This window comes from Bifidobacterium callimiconis, from assembly GCF_003952005.1.
Taxonomy (GTDB): Bacteria; Actinomycetota; Actinomycetes; order Actinomycetales; family Bifidobacteriaceae; genus Galliscardovia; species Galliscardovia callimiconis.
The window spans coordinates 1-15,758 of sequence record NZ_QXGJ01000009.1; the positions used below are offsets into that span (position 1 = coordinate 1).

Sequence of the window (15,758 nt, forward strand, 5' to 3'; positions counted from 1 at the left end):
TTTCAAGGTTTTGCGGCGGTCATGGCCCAGGGGAGACGCCCGGTCCCATTCCGAACCCGGAAGCTAAGACCTGGCACGGCGATGGTACTGCACCCGACAGGGTGTGGGAGAGTAGCACACCACCGCAATTTACTCTTATCAGGGAGGGAAACCCAACGGTTTCCCTCCTTTTTTATTTGTCTACGACTCTTTTTCTCGCATGGTTTTACACTGAAGATCATGACACGAGATATGAAGATCATTGATCTACTGATCGGCGGATACGGAGCGTTGCAGGGGTCGAACGGCAAAGGCATCGAACTCTGCACCTTGCATGCCAACGACGGCACACCTAACGACGGCACACTGCATCATAAGCGTCTGCTGTCCGATGTTCCGTCGCCCTCGTGGCTGGAATGGGACTGCAACTCCACAACCGACACCGTGTACGCGGTATTGGAAAACAGTCGCGGACTGGCGGCTCTCCACATCGACGGCGATCATGAAACCCGCCGCCTGACACCGATCTCACACGAAGACGTTCCCGGTGACGGTCCTACTCACGTGGCGGTAGCGGTGGACGACAACGGTCGGAAGCATGCCATCACTGCGAACTATGTCAGCGGATCAATCAGCGTATTTCCGATCAACGAGGATGGAACACTGGGCAGCGTATCCCAGACATTGCAAGGGAATCCTGAGGAAGGACACGGCCCGCTGCGGGCGCAGGAAGGACCGCACGCGCATTGGATCCTGCCGTTGCCGGATGGGCGATTACTTTCCACGGATCTTGGCGCCGATCGTATCTATATTCATCATTGGAACGATGGCGTACTGACGCGTACGGGCATGGTGCGACTGGATCCCGGCACCGGTCCGCGAGACATGCATCTGCTGCCGGCGGACGATGGCTCATGGCGCGTGTCCGTCGTCGACGAATGGGGATGCACGGTTACGTTGATGCAGCCCGGCGATGACTGCAATGGCGATCCCAATAGCGATGCCGACGACTTCCGTATTCTGCAGACGGTCGATCTTGCGGCCGCTCCCGCCGATCAGGCGGCATCGCTCGCGTTCATTCCCAAATCCGAATACGCGGAGCGGTCGGCATCTGCGGACAAGGACGGCACAGACAGTGCGGATTACGCCGGCATGGCCTACGTGGGATTGCGCGGATCTGATCGGATCGTTTCGCTGCGTTGGGACGGACGGACACTGACTCGCGTGGACAGCGTGTCCAGCGGCGGCGGGCGTCCTCGTCATCTGTGCGCGGTCGGACAGTATCTGATTGCCGCGAATGAGACTGAGAATCATTTGACGCTGTTCCGCGTGGGGGAGCGCGGAGTGTTGACTGCTGTTGATGATCTACCGATTGGGTCACCTACGGCGGTGCTGCCGCTGGAGTAGGTCTGGTCCGTGTGCTGAGTATGGTGTGGAGAGGCAATTTTGGATGAGTGACATGAGGATATGTGCGCATGGGGCAGGACACGAATCAGCGGAAGGGCTCCGACGGTAACGAGCGGCAGACGGATCCGACGACGTCTGCACAGGCAGCGAATACGACAGCAACGTCGAACACGACGACTGATATGACAGCACCAAAAGGAACGGATTGGAAACGCATCGGGTGGCTGGCTGCGGCAGTGATCGTGCTAGGCGCGGTGATCGGCGCGGGTGCGGGACTGCTGACTCTACTGCTGTACGGCGTGGAGCACGTGATGCTCGGCTACATCGAAGGCTCGTCCATGCCGGGCCCGTTCACCGTGCCGGGGTGGCGCCGCGCGGTATCCGTGACGGTCGGCCTGTCGCTCGCCGCCGTGGCCTGGTATCTGCTGCGCACCAAGACCACCAAGGTGCCGTCGGTCAAGAAGGCGGTGAACGGCGAACGCATGCCATGGTGGCAGACCGTGGTGCACGTCGTATTGCAGATCTTCATCGTCGGCTCGGGTGCGTCGATCGGCCGTGAGGTGGCGCCGCGTGAACTCGGCGCCATGCTCGCCCAACGGTTCTGCGATATCTTCCACCTGGACGGACTGGATCGTCGCATGGTCGTCGCCGTTGCGGCGGGCGCCGGTCTGGGTGGCGTCTATGACGCGCCGCTTGCCGGCATGTTCTTCGCCGTGGAGATCCTGCTCGCGGACATCACGATCGAGAAAGTCGCGTTCGGTCTGGGCACGTCGGCGGTGGCGGCGTTCGTTGCCACACTGATCAAGGGGCATCACACGTTCTATGACATCACGGCGATGCAGCCGGGGGAGACGCCCACGCTGATGCTGTTCGCACTGCTGTGCGGCGCGGTGTGCGGCGTGGCTGGCGCATTGTTTCGTCGTGGATCGCAGTGGGCCGAATCGCATAAGCCGTCCGGCAAGGCGCTGCTGTGGCAGATGCCGTTGGCCGGCGTGCTCACCGGCGTGGTCGCGCTGGTCGTGCCGCAGGTGATGGGTAATGGTCGTGCGGCCGCACAGCTGGGATTCAGCACGTTCGTCGGCAACGATTCGGGCGCAGTGCTGTCGGCAACGTCGGCCGGTGCCTCGCCGTGGAATCTGATTGGATCCGGCCTGATTGGTGGCGTTTTATCCGGTACCGACATGGGGGCGGGCGCTGATCTGCATCAGTATTTCTGGCCGATGCTGGGGCTGCTGGCAATATCGTTCGCGGTCAAGGCGGTCGTCACGCTGCTGACCATCCGTTCGGGCGCGTCCGGTGGCGTGCTGCAGCCGGGAATCGCGTTGGGGGCCACGTTGGGCGCGATGCTGTCGTTGCCGTGGTTGCTGGTCTGTCCGATCGACTCGGCCACGGCGTGCGCGCTGATCGGTGCGGCGGCGCTGCTGTCCGCGTCGCAGCAGGCGCCGCTCATGGCCATGTGTCTGGTCATGGAACTCACGGAGGCGCCGATCACGTTCTTCGTGCCGGTGGGTATGGCCGTCGCGGTATCAGCGTTCGTCTCCCACTGGCTGGTCGAACGGTGGAAGCGCACGCCGAAGCGGCAGCGGTAATCAACGGTCGGCACCTTGACGGAGTCGTTGATCTAGTAGCCGCTGTCGATGTACACCCAACCGTGGTCGGCGTCCGGCGAGGAGGGATCGTAGACGTAGGTGTCCATCCAGCCGGTGTACGGGTCGGAGCCGAGACTGCCGTCGCTACTTCCATAGGGGCACTGGAAATCGGTGCGGAATATGACCACGCGGTCCATGCCGTACTTATCGATGGCCGCTGATATGGAGGAACTCGAACCAGGGTTGTCGATCGTCATCTGATGCTCGGAGCGCAGATAATCGTCCGACCATGCCTCGTCGTAGGAGATTCGGGAGATCTCGCAACCCTTCCAGGAGGTCCATTTGCGGTCCAGCATCACGCCGATCGCGTCGTCGATCTGCCGATGCGTGAACTTGCTGCCGGTTGTGATCTCGTACTGCGTATGGCTGACGTCGACCGAACGGTTCGGCAGGTAGATCCAGAAATACGCCATCACGGCGAATCCGATCGCGCACAACGCCGCGACCGTGCCCTTCCAATGCCGTGCGATCCACGAACTGTCCGGCCGATCGCCGGGATCGCTGCGCCTGAAACGAGTGCCTGTCATACGTCGTAGTATATTCGCCCGAAATGAGCACCCGGATCAGACCGTCTTCGTCGGATCCTTTTGGAGGGTGAGGAAGATGAGGGCGACGACGAGGAGGATGGCGATGGAGAGGACGCCGAGCGACGCGTTGCCGGTAAGAGTCGTGGTGGTGGCGACCAGGAACGTGCCGAGGATCGAGGCGGTCTTGCCGAAGATGTCGTACAGGCCGTAGTACTCGTTGGCGTGCTCTTTGGGGATGATCTTGCCGTAGTACGAGCGGCTCAGCGCCTGAATGCCGCCCTGGAACATGCCGACCAGAATCGCGAGGATCCAGAATTCAACGGCCGACTTCAGGAAGAACGTGGCGAAGAACACGATGCACATGTACGCGACGACGGCCGCAACGATCATCGGCTTGCATCCGAAGCGTCCGGCCATGCGACCGTAGAGAATCGCGCACGGGAACGCGACGAACTGCGTGACCAGCAGCGCGACCACTAGCTGCGTCGAATCGATGCCCAACTGCGTGCCGTACGACGTGCTCATCGAGATCACCGTGTTCACCGCGTCGATGTAGAAGAAGAACGCGACCATGAACATCCACAGCGGTTTGTTGCGCACGAGCTTGTGCAACGTGGACGACAGTTCGGTGAACGTGCCGCGCACCGCCTCCCGCGTGTGCTCGCGCGTGGCACGGTAGTGCACCTGACGGTAGCTGGTCAGCAGCGGGATCGTGAACGCCGCCCACCAGACGGCGGTGATCACGAACGACGCGCGCGTGCACGCCACGGTCGACCAGCCGAACAGCGCCGGGCCGCCGAAGATCAACGCGATGCAGAAGATGAACGGAACCGTGGAGCCGATGTATCCCCAGCCGTAACCGTGGGACGACACCTTATCCATGCGAATGTTCGACGTCGTGTCGATCAGCATGGAATCGTAGAACGTGAGCGAGCCGTTCAGTCCGATCGTGGCGAGTACGTACACGATCAGGAACGGCAGCCAGGTGAGCGGCAACGCCATCGCCGTGCACATCACCACGCCCGTGCCGAAGAATCCGAGGAAGAACTTGATCTTCATACCCTGTACGTCGGCGATCGAACCGAGCAGCGGCATGAGCAGCGCGATCACCAGCGACGCGATCGTCTGCGCGTATCCCCACGCCGACACGATGTTGCCGTCGGCAGGCATGAGCGACTTCGCGTAGATCGGGATCACCGCGGTGCTCAGCAGCACGAACGCGGAATTGCCCACATCGTAGACGATCCACTTCTTCTCGCGGGCGGTGAGTATGCCGTTCGCGCTCGGTTTGGTGCCGGTCATGGGTGTCCTCCTGATCTTTCGCGCCCACGCAGGGCATGCGGCGGAAGCGGCATGCTGCGCGACAACCATCCTTCATGGTAAGGGGCGTTTGCAGGGGTGAGACACCGACGAACATGAACTCACGGTGAATTGATGGGCGATTCGAGGTACGGGTGTTACGGTGAAGGGAAAGACATCGTGGTTCATGGTCGTAGGGAAGGGGTGGCGATGAGCGACCCGCAGCATTCTCAATATTCTCAGCAGCCTCCGCAACGGTATTCTTCGCAGCCTTCGCAGTATCCGTCGCAGCAGACGTCGGGAAGATACCCGTATCAGTCCGGGTACGCGTCCGGTGGGTATGCGGCTAATCCTGTCGCCGGGTATGCGCCTCCTGCCGGACAGTCGTATCCTGCCGGAGGCTATGCGCCCGTCGGGCAGTCGTATCCGTCATACCCCGGAGGCGGCCGGCTCGCACCGCGCGGCGCCGTGCACTATCCCGAAGTGAATCTGCGTACGGCACGCAAGACGTTCTCCCGCATGGGATGGACGCTGCTGGTATGGATGCTGGGCACGGAGCTCGCGGCGATACTGCTGCGGTTCGTGGGCAACATCCTGGTGCAGGAGATCGATCCCGCCGCGCGCACCCTCGACAAGTTCCCTTGGCTGTCGTTGATGCTGTCGAACATCGCGCAATACGCCGTCGCGCTGCCGTTGTGTCTGATCGTCGTGTTCACGATCCCCAAATATCCGCCACAGCCGCGCAGGCCCGATCCGGGTGCACGATTCGGCGCGCGGGACTGGCTGACGATCCTGGTCATGGGTTTCCCGGTCATGTTCGTCGGCAGCATACTCGGATCGAGCCTGTCCAATCTGCTGTCAGACGGCAAGTTCGACAATCTCCTGAACTCCGTGACATCCGGCACCACCCCTCTTGACCATGTGGTGGAGGGCATCACGTTCGTGGTGTTCGCCCCGCTCGCCGAGGAGTTCATATTCCGCCGCTGCCTCATCGACCGCATGCGCGTCTACGGCGAAAAACTCGCCGTGTTCTCGTCGGCGCTGCTGTTCGGACTCATGCACGCCAACCTGTACCAGTTCTTCTACGCGTTCGGCTGGGGACTGCTCTGGGGATACGTGTACGTGCGCACCGGCAAACTGCGGTACACGATCGCACTGCACGCCACGGTCAACTTTATAGGCGGCGTTGTGGCACCGGCCGTCACCGACGTCGACGACAAAGCCATGAGCGATCTGATGTCCGGCGACGTGCAGCGCATCACCGCGGCATTCGGACGATCCGGCCCGCAGCTGATCGGATACATGCTCTACACGACGCTGATACTGGTACTGGTCATCGTCGGCGTGGTGCTCCTCGTCAATGTCATCCGTCGCAGACGCGCGTACTTCCAGCAGTCGCCGAAGGAACTGGTACCGCGCAACCGCGTCCGCGTGGCGCTCGCCAATCCAGGCATCATCGTGTTTGGCATACTGACGGTGCTGACGACGTTCGTCACGCCGCTGATGATGCGGTTCTCATGACCGGTGAACATGGTCGGCGAACGCGGTCCGTACACAATATCCACGGCATGATACCCGTGATATTTGCAATATCTCGTATTTCGCTGTAATATCGTGAAGTTGTGTGTTCAGGCCGGGTTGCTTCCCGACGGGGACACGGGAAAGACTTGAACAAGCAGTAAGTTAGAGGAGTCAAACATGGCAGCTCGTTGTGCAGTCTGCGGCAAGGGCCCGCAGGTCGGTTACACCGTTTCTCACTCGCATATCCGTAACAAGCGTCGCTTCCTGCCGAACCTGCAGTCGGTTCGCACCACCGTCGAGGGCGAGAACGTTCGCCTGCGCGTGTGCACCTCCTGCCTGAAGGCCGGCAAGGTCCAGCGCGCCGCCTGATTGCGGTACGCATCAAACGTATAAGGCTCCGGATATTCCGGAGCCTTTTTTGTTTGCACATGGCCCTCGTCGATACGGCTGGGTACAAATGGGGCGTATGACTATCGCTTTGGACTCCGCAGTATCGTCGCTGATGACGAACAGGCGGCGCGTCGGAGCGTTGAAATCACTGGGCGTGACCACCGTCCGCGACGCGCTCACCTACTATCCGTTCCGCGTGACCGACCCCGTGCCCGTCACGCCGATCCGCCGCATTACCGTCGGTGTGAAGGCCGCGTTCGTGGCCACCGTTCGACAGACCCGAGTGGTGCCGATGAACGGACGATCCGGCGGACGTGTCGAATCCATACTCGACGACGCCGCATTCTCCTACGACTACGGCAGCGCGCCGGGCACGGTACGACTGACGTTTTTCTCGCATAATCGCGGCTACGGCGACTGGATGGCGTCGCGGCTGAGTCCCGGCTCGGTGATCGTGGTTTCCGGAGACCCGAGCGTGTTCAACGACAATTTGCAGTTCACCCATCCCGACGTGGTCGTGGTGCGCACGCCGGACGGACTGCCCGCCGAAATCGATTCCGTGGAGGCGGCGCTAGGCAAAGTATCGCGCCCGCAGCCGGTGTATCACGCCAGTTCGCGTATATCCACTGACCATATTCATGAGTCGATTCTTGGATTCATGCGAATGCTGGCATCGGGAGGTGTGCCCGAGACGCCGGACGACCATGCCGACGCAGGCAAGGCCGGTGGACCCAAACCGGCCGGTGTGGAGGAATCGGCGCCGCCGATCGTGCCGGCCATGCTGGCCCACGCCATACCAGACGTTCTGCCCGAAACCGTGCGCGAACGCAACCGACTGATGTACCGGGCCGAAGCGTTCTGCGCCATTCACAACCCCGACTCCGTCAAACAGTTCCACGACGGCATCCGCACGCTGCGATTCGAGGAGGCGTTCGTCTCGCAGACCGCACTGCTCAAGGCGCGTCGGCAGAGCGACGGCATCGAGGCATACGCCTGCGAGGAGCCGCATGATCCCAACGAATCGTTCAAACAGCGGTTCATCGCATCGCTGCCGTTCTCGCTGACCGGTGGACAGCAGCAGGTGATCGACGACATTGCCGCCGACATGGCCAGACCGTCACCGATGCAACGACTGCTGCAGGGCGAGGTCGGCTCCGGCAAGACCGTGGTGGCCGTGGCCGCCATGCTGCAGGCCGTGGACGCCGGACATCAGGCCGTGCTGGTCGCACCCACGCAGGTGCTGGCCGAACAGCATTACGAGAGCATCGGCCGCATGGTGGGCAAGCAGGGCGTGCCCGTGCTGCTGCTCACCGGCGGCATGAAACTCGCGCAACGCCGACGCGTGCTGGCTCATGCCGCGAGCGGCGACCCGTGCATCGTGGTGGCCACGCACGCCGCGTTCTCCAAGAACTTCCAGGCGCCGAATCTGGCGCTCGCCGTGATCGACGAACAGCACCGGTTTGGTGTGGAACAGCGCGAGACGCTGCGACGCAAGTCGGAGAAGGCGCCGCATCTGCTGGTCATGACGGCCACGCCGATCCCACGCACCGCCGCCATGACTTGGTTCGGCGATCTTGACATCTCATGGCTGACGGAACTGCCCGGTGGTCGCAAGCCGATCCGTACGATCGTCGTTCCCGAGGCGGACGGCCGGACCATGGGACGTATGTTCGCGCATATTCGTGCGCGCGTGGATGCGGGGGAGCGGGCGTATATCGTCTGCCCGCGCATCGACGAGGACACCGATGACGAGACCGATGACGGCGGTGCGTCGATGAGGTCGGGTGGTCGGTCCGGCAAATCTGGCGACGTCAAGGGTAAGGGTGCGCGTGGCAGGCGTGGTTCCGGACGTGGTTCGCGTGACGAGGAGTACGCCACGTATATCGAGGATCCGTTTGAGGAGCTTGCCGACGACGAGGATGCCGTGGAGAAGCCGCCGCTGCACTCGGTCGAGGAGATCTCCCGGCGTCTGGCCGCCCTGCCGCAGTTTGCGGGCATTCGCATCGCCACGCTCACCGGTCGCGATGACGACGAGACTAAGCGTGAGGTGATGGAGGGGTTCTCGTCCGGCGAGACGCCGGTGCTGGTGGCGACCACGGTGATCGAGGTCGGCGTGGACGTGCCGCAGGCCAGCTGCATCGTGATCTTTGACGCCGACCGTTTCGGCTTGTCTCAGCTGCATCAGCTGCGTGGTCGTGTGGGCCGTGGCGGTACGCACAGCTGGGCGTTCCTGATCTCGCGCGCCGAACCGGATTCGATCGCCGCGCAGCGTCTTGAGGTAATTCGCACGTCCACCGATGGCGCCGACATCGCGCAGGCCGATCTGGAGCTGCGAGGCGCTGGCGATGTGCTCGGCGACGCGCAGTCGGGCGGCCGGTCGTCGCTGAAGCTGCTGCGCGTGGTCAAGGACGCGGACATGATCGGCGAGGCGCGTGAACAGGCGCGCGAACTGCTGACGGCCGACCCGACGCTTGCCGGAGCCACCGAACTCGCCGGCGCTGTGCTCGACTTCACCCGCGGCAACGAGCAGTTCATCACCAGCACGTGATCGCCGGGCTGCGCGGTACGGCCGTGCATAATGGTTGGTATGCGTATTATTGCTGGACGATTCAAGGGTTTTGAAATCACCGCGCCGAAGACCGGCACCCGCCCCACCACCGACCGTGCCAAGGAGGCGATCTTCTCGCATCTCACGGCGATTGGCGTACTCGACGACGCGCGCGTGCTCGACCTGTTCGCCGGCACCGGCGCGCTCGGCATCGAGGCGCTGTCCCGTGGCGCGAAATCATTGGTCGCGGTGGAGTCGGCCGGTCCTGCGTCGGCGATGCTGGGCAAGTCGTTCGGCCGGCTGAAGCAGTCGCGCGCGTGGGAGTCCGACATATCGGCGCGCGTGATCAAGGCGAAGGCCGAGAAGTTCGCCGCCGGTGCGGCTGGCGGGCCGTTCGATCTCGTGTTCATCGACCCGCCGTACGCGTTCGACACCGATGACTGCAATGCGCTGCTGCGTGATCTGACCGCGAACGGCATGGTCGATCCGCAAGGCGTGATCATGCTGGAGCGTTCCGCGCGATCCGACGATCCCACGGCTCCGGAGGGTTGGGAAATCACGCAGGAGCGCACGTACGGCGAGACCGCCGTGTTCTATTTCGAGACCGTGATCGAGGAATCCGTCGACAACATGGAGTGAGTGGCTAGCGGCGGGGGTGGGGGCCGGAGACGTTCCAGCCCAGGGCCATGAGGGTTTTGCGGTCGGCTTTGCTCATCGCCTTGCAGTCGAGCTCTTCCACCAGATCGGGGCGAATGCGCGTGGTGCGTTCCATGGCCTCGTCGCGACGGTAGCGGTCCACCTTGCCGTGATCTCCGCTGGTGAGCACGGGATCCACGGCGATGCCGCGCCACGTTGCCGGCTTGGTGAACTGGCGATGCTCGAGCAGCGGATCGCCGGTGTACGACTCCTCGACGATCGATTCGGGGTTGCCCATGAATCCGGGCACGAGCCGCACGATTGCCTCGATCATGGCGGACACGGCCACTTCGCCGCCGTTGAGCACGTAGTCGCCGATCGAATATTCGCGTACCTCCACGCCCTGTCGCGCATAGTATTCCGGCACGCGCGCATCGATGCCCTCATAGCGACCGCATCCGAACACCAGGTGATCGGCGCGTGACAGTTCGGTTGCGTCGGCCTGCGTGAACAGTGGTGCCGACGGGTTGGGGAAGATCAGGATCGGCTTGGGGGAGTCGGTCGTTGCCTCGGTTGACGCGGAATCCGCAATAGTGGAGTCATCGGTGGAAGCGGCGGAGTCGGCGTCAACATCACCGGAATCGTTGGAATCATCGACGCTTTCGGTATCGTCGGCACTGTCGTTGGCATTGTCGTCCGTGCCGATCAGACGGAAATCGCGCGACTGCACGGGCTGACCGTCGTCGTCGAACGACACGGGAACCAGACCCATGACGTCGTCGAGGCACTGCGCCCACACCTCGGGCTTCATCACCATGCCGGCGCCGCCGCCGACCGGGGTGTCGTCCACGGAATGATGCACGTCATGCGTCCAATCACGCAGATTATGGGCGGTCACGCTGAGCAGCCCCTTGTCCTGGGCCTTGCCGAGCAGACTGAGCTTCAGCACGTCGAAGTACTCGGGAAACACGGAAACGATGTCGATACGCATAATAGGCAAGCCTACCGTCTGCGCCCGAACTCCCATTCCTTCCCGCCTGGCACCCCTCTTCTCCGCCTTCTTGAAGAGAGAAGGCGGCCGTGCCCATCTCTCTTCCCCTTCCCCTTGAGGGGAAGGTGGCACGCGAAGCGTGACGGATGAGGTGACCGCGACGCAGTCGCGCACAACAGAACAAAACCCCACGCATCACGAATCGTCGTCCCGTGCCCATAAAACGTCGTGTTTTCGCCTTCCCAAAGCCTCGAATAGGGGCTATATTATCTTTCGTAAGCAACTTTAAAAAGTAAAAAACAAAAGTTGCGAACGCGGCGAGAAAGCACCCGGACGTCGGGCGGCCGACGAACCGGAACATAACAGCAAACCGATTACACGATCAACAACAACGGGAAACCTTCCCACAGAACAAAGGAGTTGCCATGGAAGGAATGATGAAGGCGGCCTACCTGCCCGGAAACAGCACGGTCGATCTGCGCGAGATCCCGATCCCGAAGCCCGGCTACGGCCAGGTGCTCGTCAAGATGAAGGCGTCCACCATCTGCGGCAGCGACATCCGTGCCATCTACCGCGAGCATACCGGCAAGGGTCCGGAGGGCTACCAGAACAAGGTCGCCGGTCACGAGCCGTGCGGTCAGGTCGTCGAGGAAGGCCCGGGTGTGCGCCGTTTCAAGGCCGGTTCCCGCGTGATCGTCTACCACATCTCCGGCTGCGGACTGTGCCACGACTGCCGCATGGGCTACCAGATTTCCTGCTCCTCCCCGCTGCGTGCCGCGTACGGCTGGCAGCGCGACGGCGGCATGGAGGAATACGTGGTGTGCGATGAGAAGGACCTCATCGAGCTGCCCGACGAACTGACCTACACCGACGGCGCTCAGGTCGCCTGCGGATTCGGCACCGTCTACGAAGGCATCGAGAAGATCGGCATCTCCGGCAACGATGCGGTGCTGGTCACCGGCCTCGGCCCGGTGGGTCTTGCCACCCTGATGCTGGCTCGCAAGCTCGGCGCGAACAAGCTCATCGGCGTGGAGAACAACCCCTACCGTCTCGAGCTCGCCCGCAAGATGGGCCTCGCGGACGTGGTCCTTGACTCCAACGAGAACACCGTCGACGAGATCCTCGACCTGACCGGCGGCCACGGCGTTGAGCGCGCCATCGACACCTCCGGCGCGGACCCGGCCCGCCAGATCGCCATTCGCGCCACCCGCGCCTGGGGACGCATCGCGCTCGTCGGCGAAGGCGGCACCGTGCACTTCAACCCGAGCCCGGATCTGCTGCACGGCCAGAAGACCATCTACGGCAGCTGGGTGACCAGCCTCGCCCGCATGGAGACCCTGGTCGAGGAACTGGTCCGCTGGAACCTGCACCCGGAGGATCTCGTCACCGACCGCTTCTCCATCGACGACGTGTCCAAGGCATACGAGCTGATGGACAAGGGCGAGTGCGGCAAGGTCGCCATCTGCTTCGACGAGGAACTCAAGTAGTCACCCGTCGCAAGGAAATCAGCCATGATTCTGCATAACGTACTCACCGAACCGGAGGCATTCGCGCCCTACGGACGTGTGCTGCCCGACGACTACGACTTCAGCCAGCTGATCGGCGTGCTCAACGAGAACACCGACGCGCCGGCCGACGGCGTGGTCTACGTGCCCAGCTTCGACAAACTCGAAGGCCTGCCCGTGTTCCTGGACCTGCGTGACCGCATCTTCGGCGGACTGACGATCCAGGCCGGCTACTGCAACGGAACCAACACCACGCTCAATGCGCTGGAATGCCACCGCGGCATCGAGGTGCTGGTGGCCGCCGACGACATCGTGCTCATGCTTGGCAAGAAGCAGAACATCGAGATGAACGACGGCGACTACACGCTCGACACCTCCACGATCGAAGCGTTCCTCGTGCCGGCGGGCACGGCCGTGCTCTACTACGAGACGACCATGCACTACGCGCCGGCCACCACCAGAGGATCGTTCCGCACGGCGATCGTCCTGGTGGGGGGCACCAACACCGACAAGCCGCTCATCCACCCCGGCAACGAGGAGGACCGCATCCTCTGGGCGCGCAACAAGTGGCTGCTCGCGCATCCGGACTCCCCGGAGGCGGCCGAAGGCGCTTACGTGGGGCTTAAGGGCAAGAACCTCGACCTCAACGAGGATCTGACCATCCCCGCGTGATCCCCGCGTGAGTGGTCGATCGATCGGTGGGTGATGGTGATGGCGTGGCTGGGTGGGGTGAATGCCGGGCTGAGTGGTGTCTGATCCCTCCCTCTGTCGTGGCTTCGCCCCGACATCTCCCTCCCTCGGAGGGAGAACGCGATAAGGACGGGTCGTGGCTGACTCTCACTGTTCCTCCCCTGGAGGGAGAACGTTCCTTTGGGTGTGCTCCCTCCTTGGGAGGGAGCTGTCCGGCAACGCCGGACTGAGGGAGGGGCCGCCCTCGTGCTTCGCGATCCCGCACCTCGCAACCGCCCCACATTCCGTCATCAATCATCATTCCGCCCCCCTCGCAATCTCTCCTGAAGCATCTCCTTTCCTCACGGCTGCGGGCGACAGCGCTCGCAGCCGTCTTTCCGTATCTCGTGCTCGACGGCGAGCCGGTGCGGTCCCTGTTCTTCGACGCAAAGAGGCATCATGACAGCACAGCCCACATCCGTATCCGTTCCCACATCCCCGACGAACCCGCCCGATCCGACCGCGACCGTCGAATCGGTCACCCCCACGTCGGCCGCGGCGTCGGCGCAATCGCAGGCGCAAACCCAATCCAAATCCAACACCCGCAACTTCGTCTTCTATCTGCTCGGTCTGATCGGCCACGACGTCTTCTACTTCGGCTTCTCCCTCTACCTCATCAAATTCATCACCGGACCGCTCTTCGCCAGCGGCAGCAAATCATACGACGACCATATGGTCGCACTGATCTCCGGCATCATCATCGTGGTGCGCATCGTGGAACTCGTCCTCGACCCGTTCCTCGGCACGCTGATCGACAACACACGCACGCCGATCGGCAAATTCAAGCCGTGGATCATCTCCGGCGGTCTGGTCGGATCGATCAGCTTCGTCATGCTGTTCACCACGTTCGGCGGTGCGAACATCAATAATCCCGTGCTCTACGTGGTGCTGTTCACCGTATTCTTCCTGCTCATGGACTGCTCGTACTCGCTGTACGACATCTCCATGTGGTCCATGATCCCCGCGCTTTCCGACACCGCCGAAGGCCGCGGAACCGCCACCGCGGTGGGCCGACTGGGCGCCGGCGTGGGCCAGATGATCGTCACCGCCATGGTCATCCCGTCCGTGCTGCTCGGCGAAGGCTGGTTCGGCAGCGAGCGCCACGGTTGGCTGTTCTTCGCCGTGCTCGTGTTCCTGTTCGTCGCCTCGTCGGTGCTGCTCACCAGCTTCGGCATCAAGGAGGTGGAGTCGCCGCTGCGCGCCCACGCGGAGAAGACCAAGTTCAAGGACGTGTTCCGCATCATCTTCCATAACGACCAGCTGGCCTGGCTGTCGGTGGCGAGCCTGTGCTACTACTTCGCGCTCGCGCTCACCGCAGCGCTGATGACCTACTACTTCCAGTACATCTACGGTGATGCGGCCAGCTATTCGATGATCTTCGGTCCGGCCACGCTGTCGGCCGTGGTGTCGATCGCGTTCTATCCGTGGCTGATCAGCAAGTTTGAACGCAAGCCGATCCTGTTCGGTGCGCTTGGCGTGATGCTCGTCTCGTTCGTCGTGTTCTTCCTGGCGCCTACGAGCGTGGTGGTGATCGTGGTCGCGTCGGTTCTGTTCCTCTTCCCGCAGCCGATCATCTGGGCGTCGCTGACCCTGGCCCTCACCGACACGATCGAATACGGGCAGTGGAAGACGGGGGAGCGGCACGAAAGCCTGACCCTGGCGCTGCGTCCGATGCTCGACAAGTTCTCTGGTGCGCTGTCGAACGGCATTGTCGGTCTGGTGGCCGTGGCGTGCGGTATGACCGGCGCCGCCACGTTCGCCGACATCACGCCCGGCGGCCGGTTCCTGTTCAAGGCGATCATGTGCGGCGTGCCGGTGGTGCTGGTGCTGCTCAGCATGCTGGTCTACCACTGCAAGTTCACACTGACCATGGCCCGGCACGAGCAGATCGTCAAGGAACTTACCGAGGGCCTGTCTCAGGACGAGGGGCAGTTGGACGGGTCATCGCGCTCCGATACTGCGCAGGTGTGATCTGCCTGACCGCACGGAACCGTCGGGTGAGCACATCCGCGCTGGCATAGCCGCAGCGCTGCGCCACGCGGGTCACGCTCATGGTGGTGCCGGCGAGCAGTCGTTCGGCCTGACGTATGCGCAGCGTGTCGATGTACTGCTTCACCGTCATGCCGGTGCACACGTGGAAGCGACGTGACAGGTGGCTACGGTCCACGTTGATTCGACGGGCCACCTCACCCACATCGATCCGCGACGCGTAGTTGCAGTCGATGAATCTGATTGCGCGACGCACGATGTGATCGACGGGACGATCGTCGGGCAGGTCGGCCTCGGCGGAGCGCGGCGTCTGCTCGGCGATGACGGTGATGCGTTCGACGAGCGAGGCGTCCACATGGGCGTCGAGGATGATTCCCTCGCCGTGTTCGCCGACGATCGTGAGACGGACGGTACGGGCAGCGTGGTCTGTCTGGGTGGAAGTCGTGTTCATGGTGGTGGTCATGGTCATGTCGTCCTCCTTGACGTTTTGTAATAAACTTTTAAAAGTAGTTTAGAAAAGAATATCACAAATCATCTGCAAAAGTGCCGGAACGTGGCAAAACCACTGTGCCGCTTCCGTACAATGAG

General features: G+C 62.6%; 13 protein-coding genes and 1 rRNA gene. 10 read left to right on the forward strand and 4 right to left on the reverse strand.

What is annotated here, in order from left to right; genetic code table 11:
* Positions 1-11: 11 nt before the first annotated feature.
* From rrf to D2E23_RS08695, 3 genes are all read left to right on the forward strand, one after another.
* Positions 12-128 (forward strand): 5S ribosomal RNA (gene rrf, locus D2E23_RS08685).
* Positions 129-231: 103 nt separating this feature from the next.
* A complete protein-coding gene (locus D2E23_RS12035; protein ID WP_164520755.1) occupies positions 232-1,386 on the forward strand; it encodes a lactonase family protein in 1,155 nt (384 codons plus the stop codon).
* 182 nt (positions 1,387-1,568) lie between these two features.
* The gene (locus D2E23_RS08695) at positions 1,569-2,975 is read left to right on the forward strand and encodes a chloride channel protein (protein ID WP_126030532.1); all 1,407 of its coding nucleotides are present in this window, start codon (positions 1,569-1,571) and stop codon (positions 2,973-2,975) included.
* A gap of 32 nt (positions 2,976-3,007) precedes the next feature.
* Here the strand turns inward: D2E23_RS08695 and D2E23_RS08700 are convergent, their stop codons facing one another.
* Entirely contained in the window at positions 3,008-3,562 is a 555-nt protein-coding gene (locus tag D2E23_RS08700; protein WP_126030533.1) for a hypothetical protein, read from the reverse strand.
* Between the two features lie 36 nt (positions 3,563-3,598).
* Entirely contained in the window at positions 3,599-4,864 is a 1,266-nt protein-coding gene (locus tag D2E23_RS08705) for an MFS transporter (RefSeq protein WP_126030534.1), read from the reverse strand.
* 207 nt (positions 4,865-5,071) lie between these two features.
* On the opposite strand from D2E23_RS08705, the gene D2E23_RS08710 reads away from it, so the two are divergent.
* From D2E23_RS08710 to rsmD, 4 genes are all read left to right on the forward strand, one after another.
* The gene (locus D2E23_RS08710; protein ID WP_164520756.1) at positions 5,072-6,382 is read left to right on the forward strand and encodes a CPBP family glutamic-type intramembrane protease; all 1,311 of its coding nucleotides are present in this window, start codon (positions 5,072-5,074) and stop codon (positions 6,380-6,382) included.
* Positions 6,383-6,559: 177 nt separating this feature from the next.
* Positions 6,560-6,751, forward strand: a complete 192-nt coding sequence (gene rpmB / locus D2E23_RS08715; protein ID WP_093960881.1) for a 50S ribosomal protein L28 — start codon at positions 6,560-6,562, stop codon at positions 6,749-6,751.
* Between the two features lie 97 nt (positions 6,752-6,848).
* Complete coding sequence (locus D2E23_RS08720) at positions 6,849-9,320, forward strand: ATP-dependent DNA helicase RecG (protein ID WP_126030536.1); 2,472 nt, start codon at positions 6,849-6,851, stop codon at positions 9,318-9,320.
* A 39-nt stretch (positions 9,321-9,359) separates the two neighbouring features.
* A complete protein-coding gene (rsmD, locus tag D2E23_RS08725; protein ID WP_126030537.1) occupies positions 9,360-9,959 on the forward strand; it encodes a 16S rRNA (guanine(966)-N(2))-methyltransferase RsmD in 600 nt (199 codons plus the stop codon).
* Positions 9,960-9,963: 4 nt separating this feature from the next.
* Here the strand turns inward: rsmD and trmD are convergent, their stop codons facing one another.
* Positions 9,964-10,947 (reverse strand): tRNA (guanosine(37)-N1)-methyltransferase TrmD, encoded by a 984-nt coding sequence (gene trmD / locus D2E23_RS08730; protein WP_126030538.1) that lies wholly within the window; start codon positions 10,945-10,947, stop codon positions 9,964-9,966.
* A 425-nt stretch (positions 10,948-11,372) separates the two neighbouring features.
* On the opposite strand from trmD, the gene D2E23_RS08735 reads away from it, so the two are divergent.
* The 3 genes from D2E23_RS08735 to D2E23_RS08745 all read left to right on the forward strand — a co-directional run bounded on the left by D2E23_RS08735 (position 11,373) and on the right by D2E23_RS08745 (position 15,152).
* Positions 11,373-12,434 carry a zinc-dependent alcohol dehydrogenase family protein gene (locus D2E23_RS08735; protein ID WP_126030539.1) on the forward strand — a complete coding sequence of 354 codons (1,062 nt, stop codon included), beginning with the start codon at positions 11,373-11,375 and terminating at the stop codon, positions 12,432-12,434.
* A gap of 24 nt (positions 12,435-12,458) precedes the next feature.
* Positions 12,459-13,124 (forward strand): DUF4867 family protein, encoded by a 666-nt coding sequence (locus D2E23_RS08740; protein WP_126030540.1) that lies wholly within the window; start codon positions 12,459-12,461, stop codon positions 13,122-13,124.
* A 456-nt stretch (positions 13,125-13,580) separates the two neighbouring features.
* On the forward strand, positions 13,581-15,152 hold the full coding sequence (locus D2E23_RS08745) for a glycoside-pentoside-hexuronide (GPH):cation symporter (RefSeq protein ID WP_126030541.1): 1,572 nt from the start codon (positions 13,581-13,583) through the stop codon (positions 15,150-15,152).
* On the opposite strand, the gene D2E23_RS08750 is transcribed toward D2E23_RS08745, so the two are convergent.
* Positions 15,082-15,639, reverse strand: coding sequence for a helix-turn-helix domain-containing protein (locus tag D2E23_RS08750; protein ID WP_126030542.1), 558 nt, complete (start codon positions 15,637-15,639; stop codon positions 15,082-15,084). The genes D2E23_RS08745 and D2E23_RS08750 overlap by 71 nt on opposite strands.
* Positions 15,640-15,758 lie beyond the last annotated feature (119 nt).